Source organism: Lysobacter rhizosphaerae (assembly GCF_054779795.1).
The window spans coordinates 229,715-244,910 of record NZ_BAAGXO010000010.1 but is presented as its reverse complement, the minus strand read 5'-3'; the positions used below and the strand labels follow the sequence as shown (position 1 = coordinate 244,910).

General features: G+C 63.5%; 28 protein-coding genes. All 28 read left to right on the top strand.

The features are described from left to right. Positions 1–211 (top strand): EF-Tu C-terminal domain-related protein (locus ACYVGE_RS14890; RefSeq protein WP_460729184.1); only part of this gene is annotated, 211 nt, incomplete at its 5' end. Between the two features lie 456 nt (positions 212–667). Beyond that, a complete protein-coding gene (rpsJ, locus tag ACYVGE_RS14885) occupies positions 668–979 on the top strand; it encodes a 30S ribosomal protein S10 (RefSeq protein ID WP_027070119.1) in 312 nt (103 codons plus the stop codon). 11 nt (positions 980–990) lie between these two features. Continuing rightward, complete coding sequence (gene rplC, locus ACYVGE_RS14880) at positions 991–1,647, top strand: 50S ribosomal protein L3 (RefSeq protein ID WP_310053777.1); 657 nt, start codon at positions 991–993, stop codon at positions 1,645–1,647. Between the two features lie 2 nt (positions 1,648–1,649). Continuing rightward, entirely contained in the window at positions 1,650–2,255 is a 606-nt protein-coding gene (gene rplD / locus ACYVGE_RS14875) for a 50S ribosomal protein L4 (protein ID WP_310053776.1), read from the top strand. Next, positions 2,252–2,548 (top strand): 50S ribosomal protein L23, encoded by a 297-nt coding sequence (rplW, locus tag ACYVGE_RS14870; RefSeq protein WP_310053775.1) that lies wholly within the window; start codon positions 2,252–2,254, stop codon positions 2,546–2,548. Before rplD ends, rplW begins: the two co-directional genes overlap by 4 nt. A gap of 10 nt (positions 2,549–2,558) precedes the next feature. Next, positions 2,559–3,386, top strand: coding sequence for a 50S ribosomal protein L2 (gene rplB / locus ACYVGE_RS14865; protein ID WP_310053774.1), 828 nt, complete (start codon positions 2,559–2,561; stop codon positions 3,384–3,386). Between the two features lie 6 nt (positions 3,387–3,392). Then, positions 3,393–3,662 carry a 30S ribosomal protein S19 gene (rpsS, locus tag ACYVGE_RS14860; RefSeq protein WP_310053773.1) on the top strand — a complete coding sequence of 90 codons (270 nt, stop codon included), beginning with the start codon at positions 3,393–3,395 and terminating at the stop codon, positions 3,660–3,662. 10 nt (positions 3,663–3,672) lie between these two features. Then, complete coding sequence (gene rplV / locus ACYVGE_RS14855; protein ID WP_200610756.1) at positions 3,673–4,008, top strand: 50S ribosomal protein L22; 336 nt, start codon at positions 3,673–3,675, stop codon at positions 4,006–4,008. Positions 4,009–4,022: 14 nt separating this feature from the next. Then, positions 4,023–4,781, top strand: coding sequence for a 30S ribosomal protein S3 (gene rpsC, locus ACYVGE_RS14850; protein ID WP_457098168.1), 759 nt, complete (start codon positions 4,023–4,025; stop codon positions 4,779–4,781). 6 nt (positions 4,782–4,787) lie between these two features. Continuing rightward, a complete protein-coding gene (gene rplP / locus ACYVGE_RS14845; protein WP_056136011.1) occupies positions 4,788–5,201 on the top strand; it encodes a 50S ribosomal protein L16 in 414 nt (137 codons plus the stop codon). After that, a complete protein-coding gene (gene rpmC, locus ACYVGE_RS14840) occupies positions 5,201–5,386 on the top strand; it encodes a 50S ribosomal protein L29 (protein WP_310053771.1) in 186 nt (61 codons plus the stop codon). Before rplP ends, rpmC begins: the two co-directional genes overlap by 1 nt. A 9-nt stretch (positions 5,387–5,395) precedes the next feature. Then, the gene (gene rpsQ, locus ACYVGE_RS14835; RefSeq protein WP_056136006.1) at positions 5,396–5,665 is read left to right on the top strand and encodes a 30S ribosomal protein S17; all 270 of its coding nucleotides are present in this window, start codon (positions 5,396–5,398) and stop codon (positions 5,663–5,665) included. 15 nt (positions 5,666–5,680) lie between these two features. Continuing rightward, entirely contained in the window at positions 5,681–6,049 is a 369-nt protein-coding gene (rplN, locus tag ACYVGE_RS14830; RefSeq protein WP_056136003.1) for a 50S ribosomal protein L14, read from the top strand. Between the two features lie 14 nt (positions 6,050–6,063). Continuing rightward, positions 6,064–6,372 carry a 50S ribosomal protein L24 gene (gene rplX / locus ACYVGE_RS14825; protein WP_056135999.1) on the top strand — a complete coding sequence of 103 codons (309 nt, stop codon included), beginning with the start codon at positions 6,064–6,066 and terminating at the stop codon, positions 6,370–6,372. 1 nt (position 6,373) lies between these two features. After that, positions 6,374–6,916, top strand: coding sequence for a 50S ribosomal protein L5 (gene rplE / locus ACYVGE_RS14820; protein ID WP_310053769.1), 543 nt, complete (start codon positions 6,374–6,376; stop codon positions 6,914–6,916). Between the two features lie 18 nt (positions 6,917–6,934). Beyond that, positions 6,935–7,240 (top strand): 30S ribosomal protein S14, encoded by a 306-nt coding sequence (gene rpsN, locus ACYVGE_RS14815; RefSeq protein ID WP_310053768.1) that lies wholly within the window; start codon positions 6,935–6,937, stop codon positions 7,238–7,240. A 138-nt stretch (positions 7,241–7,378) separates the two neighbouring features. After that, on the top strand, positions 7,379–7,774 hold the full coding sequence (gene rpsH / locus ACYVGE_RS14810) for a 30S ribosomal protein S8 (RefSeq protein WP_310053767.1): 396 nt from the start codon (positions 7,379–7,381) through the stop codon (positions 7,772–7,774). Between the two features lie 15 nt (positions 7,775–7,789). Further along, a complete protein-coding gene (rplF, locus tag ACYVGE_RS14805; protein ID WP_460730877.1) occupies positions 7,790–8,317 on the top strand; it encodes a 50S ribosomal protein L6 in 528 nt (175 codons plus the stop codon). Between the two features lie 29 nt (positions 8,318–8,346). Further along, positions 8,347–8,703 (top strand): 50S ribosomal protein L18, encoded by a 357-nt coding sequence (gene rplR, locus ACYVGE_RS14800; RefSeq protein ID WP_310053765.1) that lies wholly within the window; start codon positions 8,347–8,349, stop codon positions 8,701–8,703. 285 nt (positions 8,704–8,988) lie between these two features. Next, the gene (rpsE, locus tag ACYVGE_RS14795) at positions 8,989–9,531 is read left to right on the top strand and encodes a 30S ribosomal protein S5 (RefSeq protein WP_310053764.1); all 543 of its coding nucleotides are present in this window, start codon (positions 8,989–8,991) and stop codon (positions 9,529–9,531) included. Then, positions 9,524–9,724 carry a 50S ribosomal protein L30 gene (rpmD, locus tag ACYVGE_RS14790; RefSeq protein WP_460708584.1) on the top strand — a complete coding sequence of 67 codons (201 nt, stop codon included), beginning with the start codon at positions 9,524–9,526 and terminating at the stop codon, positions 9,722–9,724. The genes rpsE and rpmD overlap by 8 nt, the downstream gene beginning before the upstream one ends. After that, complete coding sequence (gene rplO / locus ACYVGE_RS14785) at positions 9,724–10,170, top strand: 50S ribosomal protein L15 (RefSeq protein WP_310053899.1); 447 nt, start codon at positions 9,724–9,726, stop codon at positions 10,168–10,170. Before rpmD ends, rplO begins: the two co-directional genes overlap by 1 nt. A gap of 7 nt (positions 10,171–10,177) precedes the next feature. After that, entirely contained in the window at positions 10,178–11,533 is a 1,356-nt protein-coding gene (gene secY, locus ACYVGE_RS14780; protein WP_460730876.1) for a preprotein translocase subunit SecY, read from the top strand. Positions 11,534–11,899: 366 nt separating this feature from the next. Next, positions 11,900–12,256, top strand: a complete 357-nt coding sequence (gene rpsM / locus ACYVGE_RS14775) for a 30S ribosomal protein S13 (protein ID WP_310053761.1) — start codon at positions 11,900–11,902, stop codon at positions 12,254–12,256. Positions 12,257–12,269: 13 nt separating this feature from the next. After that, the gene (gene rpsK / locus ACYVGE_RS14770; RefSeq protein WP_056135964.1) at positions 12,270–12,665 is read left to right on the top strand and encodes a 30S ribosomal protein S11; all 396 of its coding nucleotides are present in this window, start codon (positions 12,270–12,272) and stop codon (positions 12,663–12,665) included. Positions 12,666–12,679: 14 nt separating this feature from the next. Further along, positions 12,680–13,309, top strand: coding sequence for a 30S ribosomal protein S4 (rpsD, locus tag ACYVGE_RS14765; RefSeq protein ID WP_310053760.1), 630 nt, complete (start codon positions 12,680–12,682; stop codon positions 13,307–13,309). A 155-nt stretch (positions 13,310–13,464) separates the two neighbouring features. Then, positions 13,465–14,463, top strand: a complete 999-nt coding sequence (locus ACYVGE_RS14760; RefSeq protein WP_310053759.1) for a DNA-directed RNA polymerase subunit alpha — start codon at positions 13,465–13,467, stop codon at positions 14,461–14,463. 238 nt (positions 14,464–14,701) lie between these two features. Beyond that, the gene (rplQ, locus tag ACYVGE_RS14755; protein WP_310053758.1) at positions 14,702–15,073 is read left to right on the top strand and encodes a 50S ribosomal protein L17; all 372 of its coding nucleotides are present in this window, start codon (positions 14,702–14,704) and stop codon (positions 15,071–15,073) included. Positions 15,074–15,196: the final 123 nt, after the last annotated feature.

The window sequence follows — 15,196 nt, the reverse complement described above, 5'->3', positions numbered from 1 at the left end:
GGGCTACCGTCCGCAGTTCTACTTCCGCACGACCGACATCACGGGCGCCGTGACCCTGCCGGAAGGCGTCGAAATGGTCATGCCGGGCGACAACATCAAGATGGTGGTGGAGCTGATCCACCCCGTGGCGATGGATGACGGCCTGCGCTTCGCGATCCGCGAAGGCGGTCGTACCGTCGGCGCCGGCGTCGTGGCCAAGATCATCAAGTAAGGCTGATGTTCCGTTATCCCGGCCGCAAACCGGCCGGAATGGCGGCCCATCGTTGACCAGCTCCGGCCGGTCAACGCCGGGAGGTAGAAAAAGGACTGGGCGGGCTTGCAAAGACCCGTCCAGACCCTCTAGAATGCAAGACCCTCGCGGCCTTTCTCTCGGGAAAGGGAGCGAACCAGCGAAATGAGGTGCAGGAAGCGCTTCGTTTTCGCCAGACAGGGAAATGTCGCGCGGCAGTGCTCCGTCCGTCCCGAAAAATAGTTCGGGACATCGATGACGGGGCCGTTTGCGCGTTCATGACTTCCAGTCTGGGCGGGCCGGGAAACCGGTCTGCCTTTGTTTTTGAAAGGTTGTCCGGGGTTTGGTGCGATCCCGGGGAAGTTGAAGCACCAAGTCCAGGGGTCCGATACACCCAGTTATCGGACCTGTCGCTCTTTAAACGAAGGAGTTTCCGCCATGGCGGACCAAAAGATCCGGATTCGGCTCAAAGCGTACGATCATCGCCTGATCGACCGCTCGGCCAGCGAGATCGTCGAGACGGCCAAGCGGACCGGCGCGCAAGTGCGCGGCCCGATCCCGCTGCCGACCAAGATCGAGCGCTACACCATTCTCGTCTCCCCGCACGTCGACAAGGACGCGCGTGACCAGTACGAGACCCGCACGCACAAGCGCGTGCTCGACATCGTCGACCCCAACGACAAGACCGTGGACGCGCTGATGAAGCTCGAGCTCGCGGCTGGCGTCGACGTGCAGATCAAGCTGACCTGAGGCCCGCCACCATGACCGCGAAGAAGTATTCGTTGGGCATCGTCGGCCGTAAGGCCGGCATGAGCCGCTTTTTCACCACCGACGGCAAGTCGGTCCCGGTGACCCTGATCGAAGCCACGCCGAACCGCATCACCCAGATCAAGACGGTCGAAACCGACGGCTACAGCGCCGTGCAGGTGACCGCTGGCGTGAAGCGCGCTTCGCTGCTGAGCAAGCCGGAAACCGGTCACCTGGCCAAGGCCAAGGTTGATGCCGGTCGTGGCCTGTGGGAGCTGCGCGTTGAAGCCGACCAGATCGGTGGCTTTGAAATCGGCGGCGAGATCAAGGCCGACATTTTCGAAGCCGGCCAGATCGTCGACGTCCAGGGCGTGACGAAGGGCAAGGGCTTCCAGGGCACGATCAAGCGCTGGAACTTCACCATGGGTGACGCTACCCACGGTAACTCGCTGTCGCATCGCTCGCCGGGCTCCATCGGCCAGCGCCAGACGCCGGGCCGCGTGTTCCCGGGCAAGAAGATGTCGGGCCACATGGGCGACGTGCAGCAGACGACGCAGGGCCTGGAAGTGGTCAAGGTCGACGCCGAGCGCGGTCTGATCGCGATCAAGGGCGCGGTTCCGGGTGCTCCGGGCGGCGACGTGATCGTGCGTCCGTCGAGCAAGGGAGTTTGATGATGGAACTCGCAATCAATAACAGCACCAAGACGGTGTCGGTTTCCGACGCGATCTTCGGCCGCGAATTCAGCGAAGACCTGGTCCACCAGGTGGTCGTTGCCTACCGCAACGCCGGTCGCGCTGGCACCAAGGCACAGAAGACCCGTTCGGAAGTCAACGGCACGACCAAGAAGTCGAAGAAGCAGAAGGGCGGCGGTGCGCGTCACGGCGCGCTGACGGCTCCGATCTTCGTCGGCGGCGGCGTGACCTTCGCGGCCAAGCCGCGCAGCTTCGCGCAGAAGGTCAACCGCAAGATGTATCGCGCCGCGATCGCCGCGATCCTGTCCGAGCTGAACCGCCAGGGCCGGATCATGGTCGTCGAATCGTTCGACGTCGACGCACCGAAGACCTCGGGCCTGATCGCCAAGCTCAAGGGCCTGGAAGTCGGCAAGCGTCCGCTGATCGTTACCGAAGACGCCACCGAGAACCTGTATCTCTCGGCACGCAACCTGCCGTACGTCGAAGTGCGTGACGTCCAGGGCCTGGATCCGGTTGCCCTCGTCGGCGCCGATTCGGTCGTGGTCACCGCCGACGCGGTCAAGAAGATCGAGGAGTGGCTGGCATGAACGACGCCAAGCTCTACAACATCATCCGCGCACCGCTCGTGTCCGAAAAGACCGCGCGCCTGCAGGAAGTTTCCAACAAATACGTCTTCGAAGTCGCGACGGACGCTACCAAGGCAGACATCAAGTCGGCCATTGAGAAGCTTTTCGCGGTCAAGGTCGAAGCGGTCAACGTCGTGAACGTGAAGGGCAAGAACAAGGCCTTCAAGTTCCGCATGGGCCGCCGCGCCGATTCGCGCAAGGCGTACGTGACGCTGGCCGAAGGCCAGTCGATCGACGTGATGGCCACGGCCTGAGGATAGATTCATGGCATTGATGACTTTCAAGCCCACCTCACCCGGCCGCCGCAGCGCGGTCCGCGTGGTGACGCCGGGCCTGCACAAGGGCGCGCCGCACGCCGCCCTGGTTGAGGCCAAGAGCAAGACCGGTGGCCGCAACCACCACGGTCGCATCACCACCCGTCACATCGGTGGTGGCCACAAGCAGCATTACCGCATCATCGACTTCAAGCGCGACAAGGTCGGCATCCCCGCCCGCGTCGAGCGCATTGAATACGATCCGAACCGCACCGCGCACATCGCACTGCTGTGCTACGTCGACGGCGAGCGTCGTTACATCATCGCGCCGAAGGGCCTGAAGGATGGCGACCAGGTGATCGCGGGCCGCGAAGCCCCGATCCGCGTCGGCAACACGCTGCCGCTGACCAACATCCCGGTGGGCACCACGGTGTGCTGCGTCGAGATGAAGCCGGGCAAGGGCGCCCAGCTGGCCCGCGCGGCCGGCGCCAGCGCCTACCTGGTCGCTCGCGAGCAGGGTTACGCCACGCTGCGTCTTCGCTCCGGCGAAATGCGCAAGGTGCCGGTCGAATGCGCCGCCACCATCGGTGAAGTCGGCAACGACGAACACAACCTCGAGAAGCTCGGCAAGGCCGGTGCGAAGCGCTGGCGCGGCATCAAGCCGACCGTCCGCGGTGCGGCCATGAACCCGGTCGATCACCCGCACGGTGGTGGTGAAGCCAAGGCCGGTCAGGGCAACCCGCACCCGGTCACCCCGTGGGGCGTGCCGACCAAGGGTTACAAGACGCGCAAGAACAAGCGCACCTCGCAGTTCATCGTGCGCGATCGTAGGAGCTAATCGGCCATGGCACGTTCCCTCAAGAAAGGTCCGTTCGTCGACCACCACCTCCTCAAGAAGGTGGAGACGGCCGGTAGCAACAAGAAGCCGATCAAGACCTGGTCGCGTCGTTCGATGATCCTGCCGGACATGGTGGGTTTCACGATCGCCGTCCATAACGGCAAGAACCACATCCCCGTGCTGGTCAACGAGAACATGGTTGGCCACAAGCTTGGCGAATTCGCCCTGACCCGTACGTTCAAGGGTCACGGCGGCGACAAGAAGTCGGGCAAGTAAGGAGATGACAATGGAAGCGAAAGCCATCCTGCGCAGCGCGCGCATCTCCGCCCAGAAGGCCCGCCTGGTCGCTGACCAGGTCCGTGGCCTGTCGGCCGAGCGCGCAGTGAACCTGCTGAAGTTCTCGGACAAGAAGGCAGCCGCGATGATCCGCAAGGTCGTCGAGTCCGCCATCGCCAACGCCGAGAACAACCAGGGCGCCGACGTCGACGACCTCCGCGTCAAGACCATCACGGTGGACGAGGGTCCCTCGCTGAAGCGCTTCATGGCGCGTGCGAAGGGCCGCGGCACCCGTATCCTCAAGCGCACCAGCCACATCACTGTGGTTGTGGGCGCGGGCAAGTAAGGCGGAGCATAGATATGGGTCACAAAGTACATCCGACCGGCATCCGCCTGGGCATCTCCAAGGACTGGACGTCGAAGTGGTTCGCTGGCAAGAAGCAGTACGCCTCGTTCCTGGCGGCCGACCTCAAGGTCCGCGAGATGCTGCGCAAGAAGCTTGCACAGGCTGGCATCTCCAAGATCCTGATCGAGCGTCCGGCCAACAACGCGCGCGTCACGATCCACACCGCCCGTCCGGGCGTGGTGATCGGCAAGCGCGGCGAGGACATCGAGAAGCTGCGTAAGGAAGTCAGCGATGTGATGGGCGTTCCGGCGCACATCAACGTCACCGAAGTCCGCAAGCCCGAACTGGACGCACAGCTGGTCGCCGAGTCGATCGCGCAGCAGCTGGAGCGCCGCATCATGTTCCGCCGCGCGATGAAGCGTGCGGTCGGCAACGCGATGCGCCTGGGCGCGCTGGGCATCAAGGTGAACGTCGCCGGCCGTCTCAACGGCGCCGAAATCGCGCGTTCGGAGTGGTACCGCGAAGGTCGCGTGCCGCTGCACACGCTGCGTGCCGACATCGACTACGGCTTCGCAGAAGCCAAGACGACCTACGGCATCATCGGCATCAAGGTATGGGTCTACAAGGGCGAGATCTTCGATTTCTCCCAGGTCGGCCAGGAAAAGCAGGACGACACGCCGCGCGCTGAGCGTGGTGACCGTCCGGACCGTGGCGACCGCAAGGATCGCAACGATCGTCCCGGTCGTGGCCGTCCGGCCCGCGAAGCGAGGTAATTGACCATGTTGCAACCCAAGCGAACCAAGTATCGCAAGATGCACAAGGGCCGTAACGACGGTCTGAGCTGGAGCGCGAATGCTGTCAGCTTCGGCGAGTACGGCCTGAAGTCGACGGCAACCGGTCAGCTGACCGCGCGCCAGATCGAGGCTGCACGTCGTTCCATCAGCCGCTACGTCAAGCGCGGCGGCAAGATGTGGATCCGCGTGTTCCCCGACAAGCCGATCACCAAGAAGCCGATCGAAGTCCGAATGGGCTCCGGTAAGGGCAACGTCGAGTATTGGGTCGCCCAGATCCAGCCCGGCCGCATGATCTACGAGATCGAAGGTGTGGACGAAGCCACGGCGCGCGAAGCGTTCCGTCTGGCCGCGGCCAAGCTCTCGGTCACCACCACTTTCGTGACCCGTACGGTGCGCTAATGGAACTGAAAGAACTCCGCGCGAAGTCGGCCGACGAGCTGAAGGCCCACCTGGCCGCGCTGCACAAGGAGACGTTTGCTCTCCGCATGCAGAAGGCTACCGGCCAGCTCGCCAAGACCCACGAAGCCCGCCGCGTGCGCCGCGAGATTGCTCGCGTCAACACGCTGCTCGGGCAGAAGAAGTAAGGACCCGCCATGACCGACAACAAAACAGAGAAGGCGCTGCGCACGGTAGAAGGCCGGGTCGTTAGCAACAAGATGGACAAGACGGTGACGGTGCTCGTCGAGCGCCAGGTCAAGCACGCGCTGTACGGTAAGTACATCCGCCGCTCGACCAAGCTGCATGCCCACGACGCCGACAACTCGTGCAACGAGGGCGACATCGTCCGCGTGGCGGAATGCGCACCGATGTCCAAGACCAAGAACTGGCGCGTGGTGACGATCGTCACCCGTGCGGCCGAATAAGAGGAGGGCTGAATCATGATCCAGATGCAGAGCTACCTCGACGTGGCTGACAACTCGGGTGCCAAGGAAGTGATGTGCATCAAGGTGCTGGGCGGCTCCAAGCGCCGTTACGCCGGCATCGGCGACATCATCAAGGTCACCGTGAAGGACGCGATCCCGCGTGGCAAGGTCAAGAAGGGCGACGTCTATGACGCCGTCGTGGTCCGCACCCGCAAGGGCGTCCGTCGCCCGGACGGTTCGCTGATCCGCTTCGACGGCAATGCCGCCGTGCTCCTGAACAACAAGCAGGAACCGATCGGTACCCGCATCTTCGGGCCAGTAACCCGCGAGCTGCGTACCGAGAAGTTCATGAAGATCGTCTCGCTGGCACCTGAAGTGCTCTGAGCGGAGGAATTGAGATGAACCGTATCCGCAAGGGCGACCAGGTTGTCGTCATCGCCGGCAAGGACAAGGGCAAGAAGGGTGATGTGATCCGCGTGGCCGGCGACAAGATCGTCGTGTCCAACATCAACATCATCAAGCGCCACACCAAGCCGAACCCGCAGGCCGGCCAGCCCGGCGGCGTGATCGAGCGCGAAGCGCCGATCCACATTTCCAACGTGATGCTGTTCAACCCTGCCTCGGGCAAGGGCGAACGCGTTGCCTTCAAGGTGCTGGAGGATGGACGCAAATTGCGTGTGTTCCGCTCCAGCGGCGAGGCTATCTGACATGAACACCCGTCTTGAAAAGTTCTACAAGGACGAAGTCGTCCCGGCCCTGACCAAGAAGTTCGGTTACACGAACCCGATGGAAGTGCCGCGCCTGACCAAGATCACGATCAACATGGGCGTGGGCGAAGCCGCCACGAACAAGAAGATCCTGGAAAACGCCGTCGCCGACCTGACCAAGATCGCGGGCCAGAAGCCGATCGTGACGAAGAGCCGCGTGTCGGTGGCTTCGTTCAAGATCCGCGACGGCTGGCCGATCGGCTGCAAGGTCACGCTGCGCCGCGCCCAGATGTTCGAGTTCCTCGATCGCCTGATCAACGTTTCGCTGCCGCGCGTCCGCGACTTCCGCGGCGTGTCGGGTCGTTCGTTCGACGGCCGTGGCAACTACAACATGGGTGTGAAGGAACAGATCATCTTCCCGGAAATCGACTTCGACGCCGTCGACGCGATCCGCGGCATGGATATCGCCATCACCACCACCGCCAAGACCGACGCCGAAGCCAAGGCGCTGCTCGAAGCGTTCCGCTTCCCGTTCCGTAACTGATTTCGAGAGACATAGATCATGGCCAAGACCTCAATGATCAACCGCGAAATCAAGCGGAAGAAGTTGAACAAGCAGCACGGCGCGAAGCGCGAAGCGCTGAAGAAGATCATCTCCAGCCTGACCGCGTCGTACGAAGAGAAGATCGAAGCCGCGACCAAGCTGCAGAAGCTGCCGCGTGACTCCTCCGAGAGCCGCCAGCGCAACCGCTGCGAACTGTCGGGCCGCTCGCGTGGCGTCTACCGCAAGTTCGGCCTCGGCCGCAACATGCTGCGCAAGGCGACCATGAACGGCGACGTTCCTGGCCTGCGCAAGGCATCCTGGTAAGCAGCAGTAAAAAAGCCGGGAAGTCTGCTAGACTTGCCGGCTGCTCCAACGCCCGGCCCGGCTATTCAGCCCGGCTGGGCGTCACAACTGAAGTATTCGCAATCCTGCGGATATCGGTGCACTCATAGGTGACTTTTAATGAGCATGACTGATCCCATCGCCGACATGCTGGTCCGCATCAAGAATGCGGCCGCTGTTCGGAAGCAGACGGTGAAGATGCCGTCGTCCAAGATCAAGACCGCGATCGCCACCGTCCTGAAGGACGAGGGCTATATCGCTGATTTCCGCGTGACCCAGGATGGCGCCAAGGCCCAGCTGGAAGTCGTGCTGAAGTATTTCGAAGGCAAGCCCGTCATCGAGCGCCTCGAGCGCTATTCGCGTTCCGGCCTGCGCCAGTACCGCGGCAAGGACGCGCTGCCGAAGGTCCTCGGTGGCCTCGGCGTCGCCATCATTTCCACCTCCAAGGGCATCATGACCGATGCGCAGGCGCGCCAGCAGGGCGTCGGCGGTGAAGTCCTGTGCTTCGTGGCCTAACGGGAGCCTACTGACATGTCTCGTGTAGCCAAGAAGCCGGTCGCCCTCCCGAAGGGTGTTGAAGTCAACGTCGCCGCCGACAGCATCAGCGCCAAGGGCCCGAAGGGCACCCTGAGCATCGCGAAGCCGGCCGGTATCGAACTCAAGGTCGAAGATGGCCACGCCATGTTCTCGACCGAAAACGCGGAGCAGATCGCCCTCACCGGCACCCTGCGCGCGATCCTCGCCAACATGGTGAAGGGCGTCTCCGAAGGCTTCGAGCGCAAGCTCGAGCTGGTGGGCGTCGGTTACCGCGCCGCCATGCAGGGCAAGGACCTGAACCTGTCGCTGGGTTTCTCGCATCCGGTGCTGTTCCAGACGCCGGAAGGCATCACCATCGCCACCCCGACGCAGACCGAAATCCTGGTCTCCGGCGCGGACAAGCAGCGCGTCGGTGAAGTCGCCGCCAAGATCCGTGGCTTCCGTCCGCCGGAGCCCTACAAGGGCAAGGGTGTGAAGTACGCCGGTGAAGTCATCATTCGCAAGGAAGCCAAGAAGGCCTAATCGGTCTTCAGCTTTCGAGGAACCAGATCATGAGCATCAAGAACAACGCCCGTCTGCGCCGCGCCAAGTCGACCCGTGCGCACATCCGCGACCTCGGCGTGCCGCGCCTGACCGTGCTGCGCACCGGCCAGCATCTGTACGCCCAGGTGTTCACCGCCGACGGCTCCAAGGTCCTGGCTGCCGCCTCGACCGTGCAGGCCGACGTCAAGGACGGCCTGAAGAGCAGCAAGAACACCGACGCTGCGGCCAAGGTCGGTCGCGCCATCGCCGAGAAGGCCAAGGCCGCGGGCGTCGAGAAGGTCGCATTCGACCGTTCTGGCTACCGTTACCACGGCCGCATCAAGGCGCTGGCCGATGCCGCGCGCGAAGGCGGTCTGCAGTTCTGATTTTGCTGTAGGGGAGGGTTTTTGCCCGCCCACGGGTTGAAAGTGCGAGTGACGGTAGCCATCCATGGCGAGACGTCACGTGCCTTCGGATCGTCCGCCCGGCCATCCATGGTCGGGCGTTCGCCAAGGCGGCGCGGCAATGCCGCATCAAGCGCGCCTTGACCCAACCTGCCGATGCGGGCCGCATCGGGCGCCATGCCGGATTGCCGGTATGGCGAAACGCCCGAAGTACTCAACAACGATAAGCGGCCACGCCGCAAATCCTTCAACTACCGAGTAATCGAAATGGCAGAAGAACAACGTGCACCGCGGGGCCGCGATCGCGATCGCAACCGCGAAGAAGTCGATGACGGCATGATCGAGAAGCTGATCGCGGTCAACCGCGTCAGCAAGACCGTCAAGGGCGGCCGCCAGTTCACCTTCACCGCACTGACGGTGGTGGGCGACGGCAATGGCAAGGTCGGTTTCGGTTACGGCAAGGCGCGCGAAGTGCCGGTCGCAATCCAGAAGTCGATGGAATACGCCCGCAAGAGCTTCGTCAATGTCGACCTGAACAACGGCACCCTGTGGCATGCGGTGAAGTCCGGCCACGGCGCGGCGCGCGTGTTCATGCAGCCGGCTTCCGAAGGTACCGGCGTGATCGCCGGTGGCGCGATGCGCGCCGTGCTGGAAGCGGTCGGCGTCAAGAACGTGCTGGCCAAGGCCGTCGGTTCGCGCAACCCGATCAACCTGGTGCGCGCCACCCTGCGTGGCCTGGGCGAAATGCATTCGCCGGCCAAGATCGCAGCCAAGCGCGGCAAGAAGGTGGAGGACCTTAACCATGGCTAAGAAGGAAGCGGCAGCTGCCGGCACCGTCAAGGTGCGCCTGGTCAAGGGTCTGCGTGGCACCCAGGCCCGTCACCGTCTGTCGGTGAAGGCGCTGGGCCTGAACAAGCTCAACGATGTGCGTGAACTGAAGGACAGCCCGTCTGTGCGCGGCCTGATCAATCAGCTCCACTACCTCGTTCGCGTCGAGGAGTAATCAACATGCGTCTCAACACTCTGCAACCCGCTGACGGTGCGCGCACCGATCGCAAGCGCGTCGGTCGCGGCATCGGTTCGGGCCTGGGCAAGACTGCCGGCCGCGGCCACAAGGGTTCGTTCGCTCGTTCGGGCAAGGGCAAGATCAAGGCTGGCTTCGAAGGCGGCCAGATGCCCATGCAGCGTCGCCTCCCGAAGGTCGGCTTCCGTTCGCTGATCAAGAAGGACACGGCCGAAGTCCTGCTGTACGCGCTGGACAAGCTCGCCGCCGGTGACATCGACCTGGCCGCCCTGAAGGCAGCCAAGCTCGTGCCGCCGAACGCCAAGCAGGCCAAGATCGTGAAGAAGGGCGAGCTCACCAAGAAGTTCGTGCTCAAGGGCGTGCTGGCTACGGCCGGTGCGAAGGCCGCGATCGAAGCGGCTGGCGGCAAGGTCTCGGCGGAGTAATCCACGAATGGCGAAGAGCAGCAACGCAGCGGCCGGCCTCGGCGGCGGTCTCGGAAAGTTCACCGAGCTCCGTCAGCGCCTGCTGTTCGTCGTCGGCGCCCTGATGGTCTACCGCATCGGTTGCTACATCCCGGTGCCGGGCGTCAATCCGGATGCCATGCTGGAACTGATGAAGACCCAGCAGGGCACCATCGTGGACATGTTCAACATGTTCTCCGGTGGCGCCCTGCATCGCTTCAGCCTGTTCGCGCTGAACGTGATGCCGTACATCTCGGCATCCATCATCGTGCAGCTGCTGACGCAGATCGTGCCGAGTCTGAAGGCCATCCAGAAGGAAGGCGAGTCGGGTCGTCGCAAGATCAACCAGTGGTCGCGAATGGGGGCGATTCCGCTGGCCGTGTTCCAGGCCTGGGGCATCGCAACTGCGCTGCAAAGCGGCGGCGCCGCCCAGGGCATTCCGGTGGTCTACAACCCCGGTCCGGGTTTCATCCTGACTGCGGTGATCGCGCTGACCGCGGGCACCATGTTCCTGATGTGGCTCGGCGAGCAGGTGACCGAGCGTGGCATCGGCAACGGCGTGTCGCTGATCATTTTCTCCGGCATCGTCGCGGGCCTGCCGGCTGCGGTCATCGGCATGTTCGAGCAGATCCGCAACGGCGACATGAACGCGCTGGCGGCGATCGTCATTGCCGCGCTGGTGCTGGGCTTCACCTACCTGGTGGTGTTCGTTGAACGCGGGCAACGGCGGATCACGGTCAATTACGCACGGCGCCAAGGCGGCCGCAGCGCGTACATGAACCAGTCCTCGTTCCTGCCGCTCAAGCTCAACATGGCCGGCGTGATCCCGCCGATCTTCGCCTCGAGCATCGTCATGTTCCCGGCGACGGCCGCGGCGTGGTTCAGCCAGAGCAGTTCCGCGACGTGGCTGCAGAAGCTCGCGCAGATGCTCAACTCCGGCCAGCCGCTGCACATGATCCTGTATGCGTCGCTGATCATCGGTTTCGCGTTCTTCTACACCGCGCTGGTGTTCAACTCGCAGGAAACCGCCGACAACCTCAAGAAGTCGGGCGCGCTGATCCCGGGCATCCGTCCTGGCAAGGCCACCGCCGACTACGTCGACGGCGTGCTGACCCGCCTGACGGCCGCCGGTGCCATTTACCTGGTAATCGTCTGCCTGCTGCCGGAAATCATGCGCACGCAGCTGGGTACTTCGTTCTATTTCGGCGGCACCTCGCTGCTGATCGTGGTGGTGGTGGTGATGGACTTCATTGCGCAGATCCAGGCGCACCTGATGTCGCACCAGTACGAGAGCCTGCTGAAGAAGGCGAACCTCAAGGGTTCGCGCAGCGGCCTCGGCCGTTAAGCAAGACAAGGCGGTTCCGGCCTGGCCGGGACCGATTGGTGGCCAGGGTGAATCCTGGCCGCAACGAATCCCGGGATAGACCCCGGGATTCAGATGGGCGACTCGGGCGGCGTCTCGCGCACGAGTGGTTCCGGGCCTTTCGCGCGCCAGAGTAGCGCGCGGGGCCGGACAAGGCGGAGCTCCCACCAGGGGGTCCCGTCCGGTTCGGCCAGTCCGGGACTGTCGCCGGAGCATGGGCACACTCCCCATGCCGGGTAGTGCGACTTCGGTCGCAGTGCTTCCAAAGAACCCGAGACCCTGCTAAAATTTCTTGTTCACTCCGCCGGGTTTATTCCCCGGCCGTCAAACCAGTTGGAGAATCGCGTCATGGCGCGTATTGCTGGCGTCAACCTGCCTGCCCAGAAGCACGTCTGGGTCGGGCTGCAAAGCATCTACGGCATTGGCCGTACCCGTTCGAAGCAGGTCTGTGAATCGGCCGGGGTCACCCTGTCGACCAAGATCCGCGACCTGTCGGAACCGGAAGTCGAGCGCCTGCGTGGCGAGATCGCGAAGTTCGTGGTCGAAGGCGACCTGCGTCGTGAGATCGGCATGTCGATCAAGCGTCTGATGGACCTGGGCTGCTACCGCGGCCTGCGTCACCGTCGCGGCCTGCCGCTGCGTGGTCAGCGCACCCGTACCAATGCACGTACCCGCAAGGGTCCGCGCAAGGCCATCAAGAAGTAAGGGGTAGACAACCATGGCCAAGCCGGCTGCTGCTGCCAAGACCAAGAAGAAGATCAAGCGAGTCGTCACCGACGGCATCGCCCACGTCCACGCTTCTTTCAACAACACCATCATCACGATCACCGACCGCCAGGGCAACGCGCTCTCGTGGGCGACTTCGGGCGGCGCGGGTTTCCGCGGTTCGCGTAAGTCGACCCCGTTTGCCGCGCAGGTTGCCGCGGAAAAGGCCGGCCGTGCTGCGCTCGACTACGGCGTCAAGTCGCTGGAAGTGCGCATCAAGGGCCCGGGCCCCGGTCGCGAGTCCGCCGTTCGTTCTCTGAACAACGTCGGCTACAAGATCGTAAACATCATCGACGTCACGCCGATCCCGCACAACGGCTGCCGTCCGCCCAAAAAGCGTCGCGTCTGAGGAGCTGAAGACACATGGCTCGTTATATTGGTCCCAAGTGCAAGCTCTCCCGTCGTGAAGGCGCCGACCTCTCGCTGAAGTCGCCCGTCCGCGCTCTCGACTCGAAGTGCAAGCTCGAACAAAAACCTGGCCAGCATGGCCCGACTGCCCGCAAGGGCAAGCTGTCGGACTACGCGACCCAGTTGCGTGAGAAGCAGAAGGTCAAGCGCATCTACGGCTTGCTGGAGCGTCAGTTCCGCAACTATTACAAGAAGGCCTCGAACAAGAAGGGCAACACGGGTGAAAACCTGCTGCAGCTCCTCGAGACCCGTCTTGACAACGTCATCTACCGCATGGGCTTCGCTGTGACCCGTCCGGCCGCTCGCCAGCTGGTCTCGCACCGTGGCGTCACGGTCAACGGCAAGTCGGTCAACCTGCCGTCTTACCAGGTCAAGGCAGGCGACGCGATCGCCCTGTCGGAACGCGCACAGAAGCAGCTGCGCGTGCAGGAATCCCTGGGCGTTGCCGCCCAGATGGACCTGTCGCCGTCGTGGGTCGAAGTGGATGCCAAGAAGTTCGCTGGTGTGTTCAAGGCCGTGCCGGATCGTTCCGACCTGCCGAGCGACATCAACGAAGCGCTGATCGTCGAGTTGTACTCGAAGTAAAGGACGGCCGCGACCCGCAAGGGTCGCTCCCGCCAAAACCCAGGCTGGTGCGCCCTGCGCACCGGCCTCTCCCTCGAACAGAGGGAGCTCCAAAAGCCTCAGCCGACGTCGTTACCCCCACAACGAACGAAGGCATTGCAGGAGAACGCAACAACATGACGGTTACCGCAAACCAGGTACTACGCCCGCGTGGTCCCCAGATCGAACGCATCTCCGGCCATCGCGCCAAGGTCGTGATCGAGCCGCTTGAACGCGGTTACGGCCACACCCTCGGCAACGCGCTTCGCCGCGTGCTGCTGTCCTCGATCCCCGGCTTCGCGATCACCGAAGTCGAGATCGACGGCGTGCTCCACGAGTACACCACGGTCGAAGGCCTCGAAGAGGACGTGCTGGAAGTCCTGCTCAACCTCAAGGACGTCGCCATCCGCATGCACACCGGTGACAGCTCCATGCTGTCGCTGAGCAAGCAGGGTCCCGGCATCGTCACCGCTGCCGACATCAAGACCGACCACAACGTCGAGATCCTCAATCCGGAGCACGTGATCGCGCACCTGACCAAGGACACTGCGCTGAACATGCGTCTGAAGATCGAACGCGGTTTCGGCTACCAGCCGGCTGCCGCGCGTCGTCGTCCGGACGAGGAAACCCGCACGATCGGTCGCCTGATGCTGGACGCGTCGTTCTCGCCGGTCCGTCGTGTTGCCTACGCCGTGGAAGCCGCGCGCGTCGAACAGCGTACCGACCTCGACAAGCTGGTCCTGGACATCGAAACCAACGGCACGATCGACGCCGAGGAAGCCGTGCGCACCGCCGCCGACATCCTCAGCGACCAGCTGTCGGTGTTCGGTGACTTCACCCATCGCGACCGCGGTGCTGCCAAGCCGCAGACCGGTGGCGTGGATCCGATCCTGCTGCGTCCGATCGACGATCTCGAACTGACCGTGCGTTCGGCCAACTGCCTCAAGGCCGAGAGCATCTACTACGTCGGCGATCTGATCCAGAAGACCGAAGTCGAGCTGCTCAAGACGCCGAACCTCGGCAAGAAGTCGCTCACCGAGATCAAGGAAGTCCTCGCCCAGCGTGGTCTTTCGCTCGGCATGAAGCTCGAGAACTGGCCGCCGGCCGGTATCGCTTCCCATGGAATGATGGGGTGAGCCCAAGCCGCTTGCGCGGCATGCCGCGCGCTTGGGCGAACGCCCGGCGCGCTGCGCCGGGCAGGGGGAAGGCACGAAGTAGTTTTTTGAAGTAACGCAACACTAGTCGACGGACCCGAAGGTTCGCGACACGCCGGTCAGGGAAAAGATCGGTTCGGACCATCCGCAGTCCAAGTTCCAACGCCACGATGGCGACAGCGAAATCCAATAGTTCCAACATTCATCAGGAATCAAAGCCATGCGCCACCAGAAATCCGGACGTGCCCTCAGCCGCACCACTGCCCATCGCGAAGCGATGTTCAGCAACATGGCTGCCTCGCTGATCAAGCACGGCCTCATCCGCACCACCCTGCCGAAGGCCAAGGAGCTGCGCCGCGTTGCCGAGCCGCTCATCACCCTCGCCAAGGTCGATGGCGTCGCCAACCGTCGTCTTGCCTTCTCGCGCTTGCGCGACAAGGAAGCCGTGGGCACGCTGTTCACCACCCTCGGTCCGCGTTACCAGGCTCGCCCGGGCGGCTACCTGCGCATCCTCAAGTGCGGCTTCCGCGCTGGCGACAATGCGCCGATGGCCTACGTCGAGCTGGTCGACCGTCCGGAAGCCGCGCAGTAAGCGCGCCGCTTCAACCGGTTCATCGAAAGCCCTGGCCTTGGCCGGGGCTTTCGCTTTCTGGGGAAAGGAACTGCCGTTGGCGCGCGCGAGCGGACCGCTCGTACGGCCGCGCGGAACCCGCCT

Coding starts and splice junctions, on each gene's coding strand:
- rpsJ (WP_027070119.1), top strand. CDS start 668: ATGGCGGACCAAAAGATCCGGATTCGGCTCAAAGCGTACGATCATCGC.
- rplC (WP_310053777.1), top strand. CDS start 991: ATGACCGCGAAGAAGTATTCGTTGGGCATCGTCGGCCGTAAGGCCGGC.
- rplD (WP_310053776.1), top strand. CDS start 1,650: ATGGAACTCGCAATCAATAACAGCACCAAGACGGTGTCGGTTTCCGAC.
- rplW (WP_310053775.1), top strand. CDS start 2,252: ATGAACGACGCCAAGCTCTACAACATCATCCGCGCACCGCTCGTGTCC.
- rplB (WP_310053774.1), top strand. CDS start 2,559: ATGGCATTGATGACTTTCAAGCCCACCTCACCCGGCCGCCGCAGCGCG.
- rpsS (WP_310053773.1), top strand. CDS start 3,393: ATGGCACGTTCCCTCAAGAAAGGTCCGTTCGTCGACCACCACCTCCTC.
- rplV (WP_200610756.1), top strand. CDS start 3,673: ATGGAAGCGAAAGCCATCCTGCGCAGCGCGCGCATCTCCGCCCAGAAG.
- rpsC (WP_457098168.1), top strand. CDS start 4,023: ATGGGTCACAAAGTACATCCGACCGGCATCCGCCTGGGCATCTCCAAG.
- rplP (WP_056136011.1), top strand. CDS start 4,788: ATGTTGCAACCCAAGCGAACCAAGTATCGCAAGATGCACAAGGGCCGT.
- rpmC (WP_310053771.1), top strand. CDS start 5,201: ATGGAACTGAAAGAACTCCGCGCGAAGTCGGCCGACGAGCTGAAGGCC.
- rpsQ (WP_056136006.1), top strand. CDS start 5,396: ATGACCGACAACAAAACAGAGAAGGCGCTGCGCACGGTAGAAGGCCGG.
- rplN (WP_056136003.1), top strand. CDS start 5,681: ATGATCCAGATGCAGAGCTACCTCGACGTGGCTGACAACTCGGGTGCC.
- rplX (WP_056135999.1), top strand. CDS start 6,064: ATGAACCGTATCCGCAAGGGCGACCAGGTTGTCGTCATCGCCGGCAAG.
- rplE (WP_310053769.1), top strand. CDS start 6,374: ATGAACACCCGTCTTGAAAAGTTCTACAAGGACGAAGTCGTCCCGGCC.
- rpsN (WP_310053768.1), top strand. CDS start 6,935: ATGGCCAAGACCTCAATGATCAACCGCGAAATCAAGCGGAAGAAGTTG.
- rpsH (WP_310053767.1), top strand. CDS start 7,379: ATGAGCATGACTGATCCCATCGCCGACATGCTGGTCCGCATCAAGAAT.
- rplF (WP_460730877.1), top strand. CDS start 7,790: ATGTCTCGTGTAGCCAAGAAGCCGGTCGCCCTCCCGAAGGGTGTTGAA.
- rplR (WP_310053765.1), top strand. CDS start 8,347: ATGAGCATCAAGAACAACGCCCGTCTGCGCCGCGCCAAGTCGACCCGT.
- rpsE (WP_310053764.1), top strand. CDS start 8,989: ATGGCAGAAGAACAACGTGCACCGCGGGGCCGCGATCGCGATCGCAAC.
- rpmD (WP_460708584.1), top strand. CDS start 9,524: ATGGCTAAGAAGGAAGCGGCAGCTGCCGGCACCGTCAAGGTGCGCCTG.
- secY (WP_460730876.1), top strand. CDS start 10,178: ATGGCGAAGAGCAGCAACGCAGCGGCCGGCCTCGGCGGCGGTCTCGGA.
- rpsM (WP_310053761.1), top strand. CDS start 11,900: ATGGCGCGTATTGCTGGCGTCAACCTGCCTGCCCAGAAGCACGTCTGG.
- rpsK (WP_056135964.1), top strand. CDS start 12,270: ATGGCCAAGCCGGCTGCTGCTGCCAAGACCAAGAAGAAGATCAAGCGA.
- rpsD (WP_310053760.1), top strand. CDS start 12,680: ATGGCTCGTTATATTGGTCCCAAGTGCAAGCTCTCCCGTCGTGAAGGC.
- ACYVGE_RS14760 (WP_310053759.1), top strand. CDS start 13,465: ATGACGGTTACCGCAAACCAGGTACTACGCCCGCGTGGTCCCCAGATC.
- rplQ (WP_310053758.1), top strand. CDS start 14,702: ATGCGCCACCAGAAATCCGGACGTGCCCTCAGCCGCACCACTGCCCAT.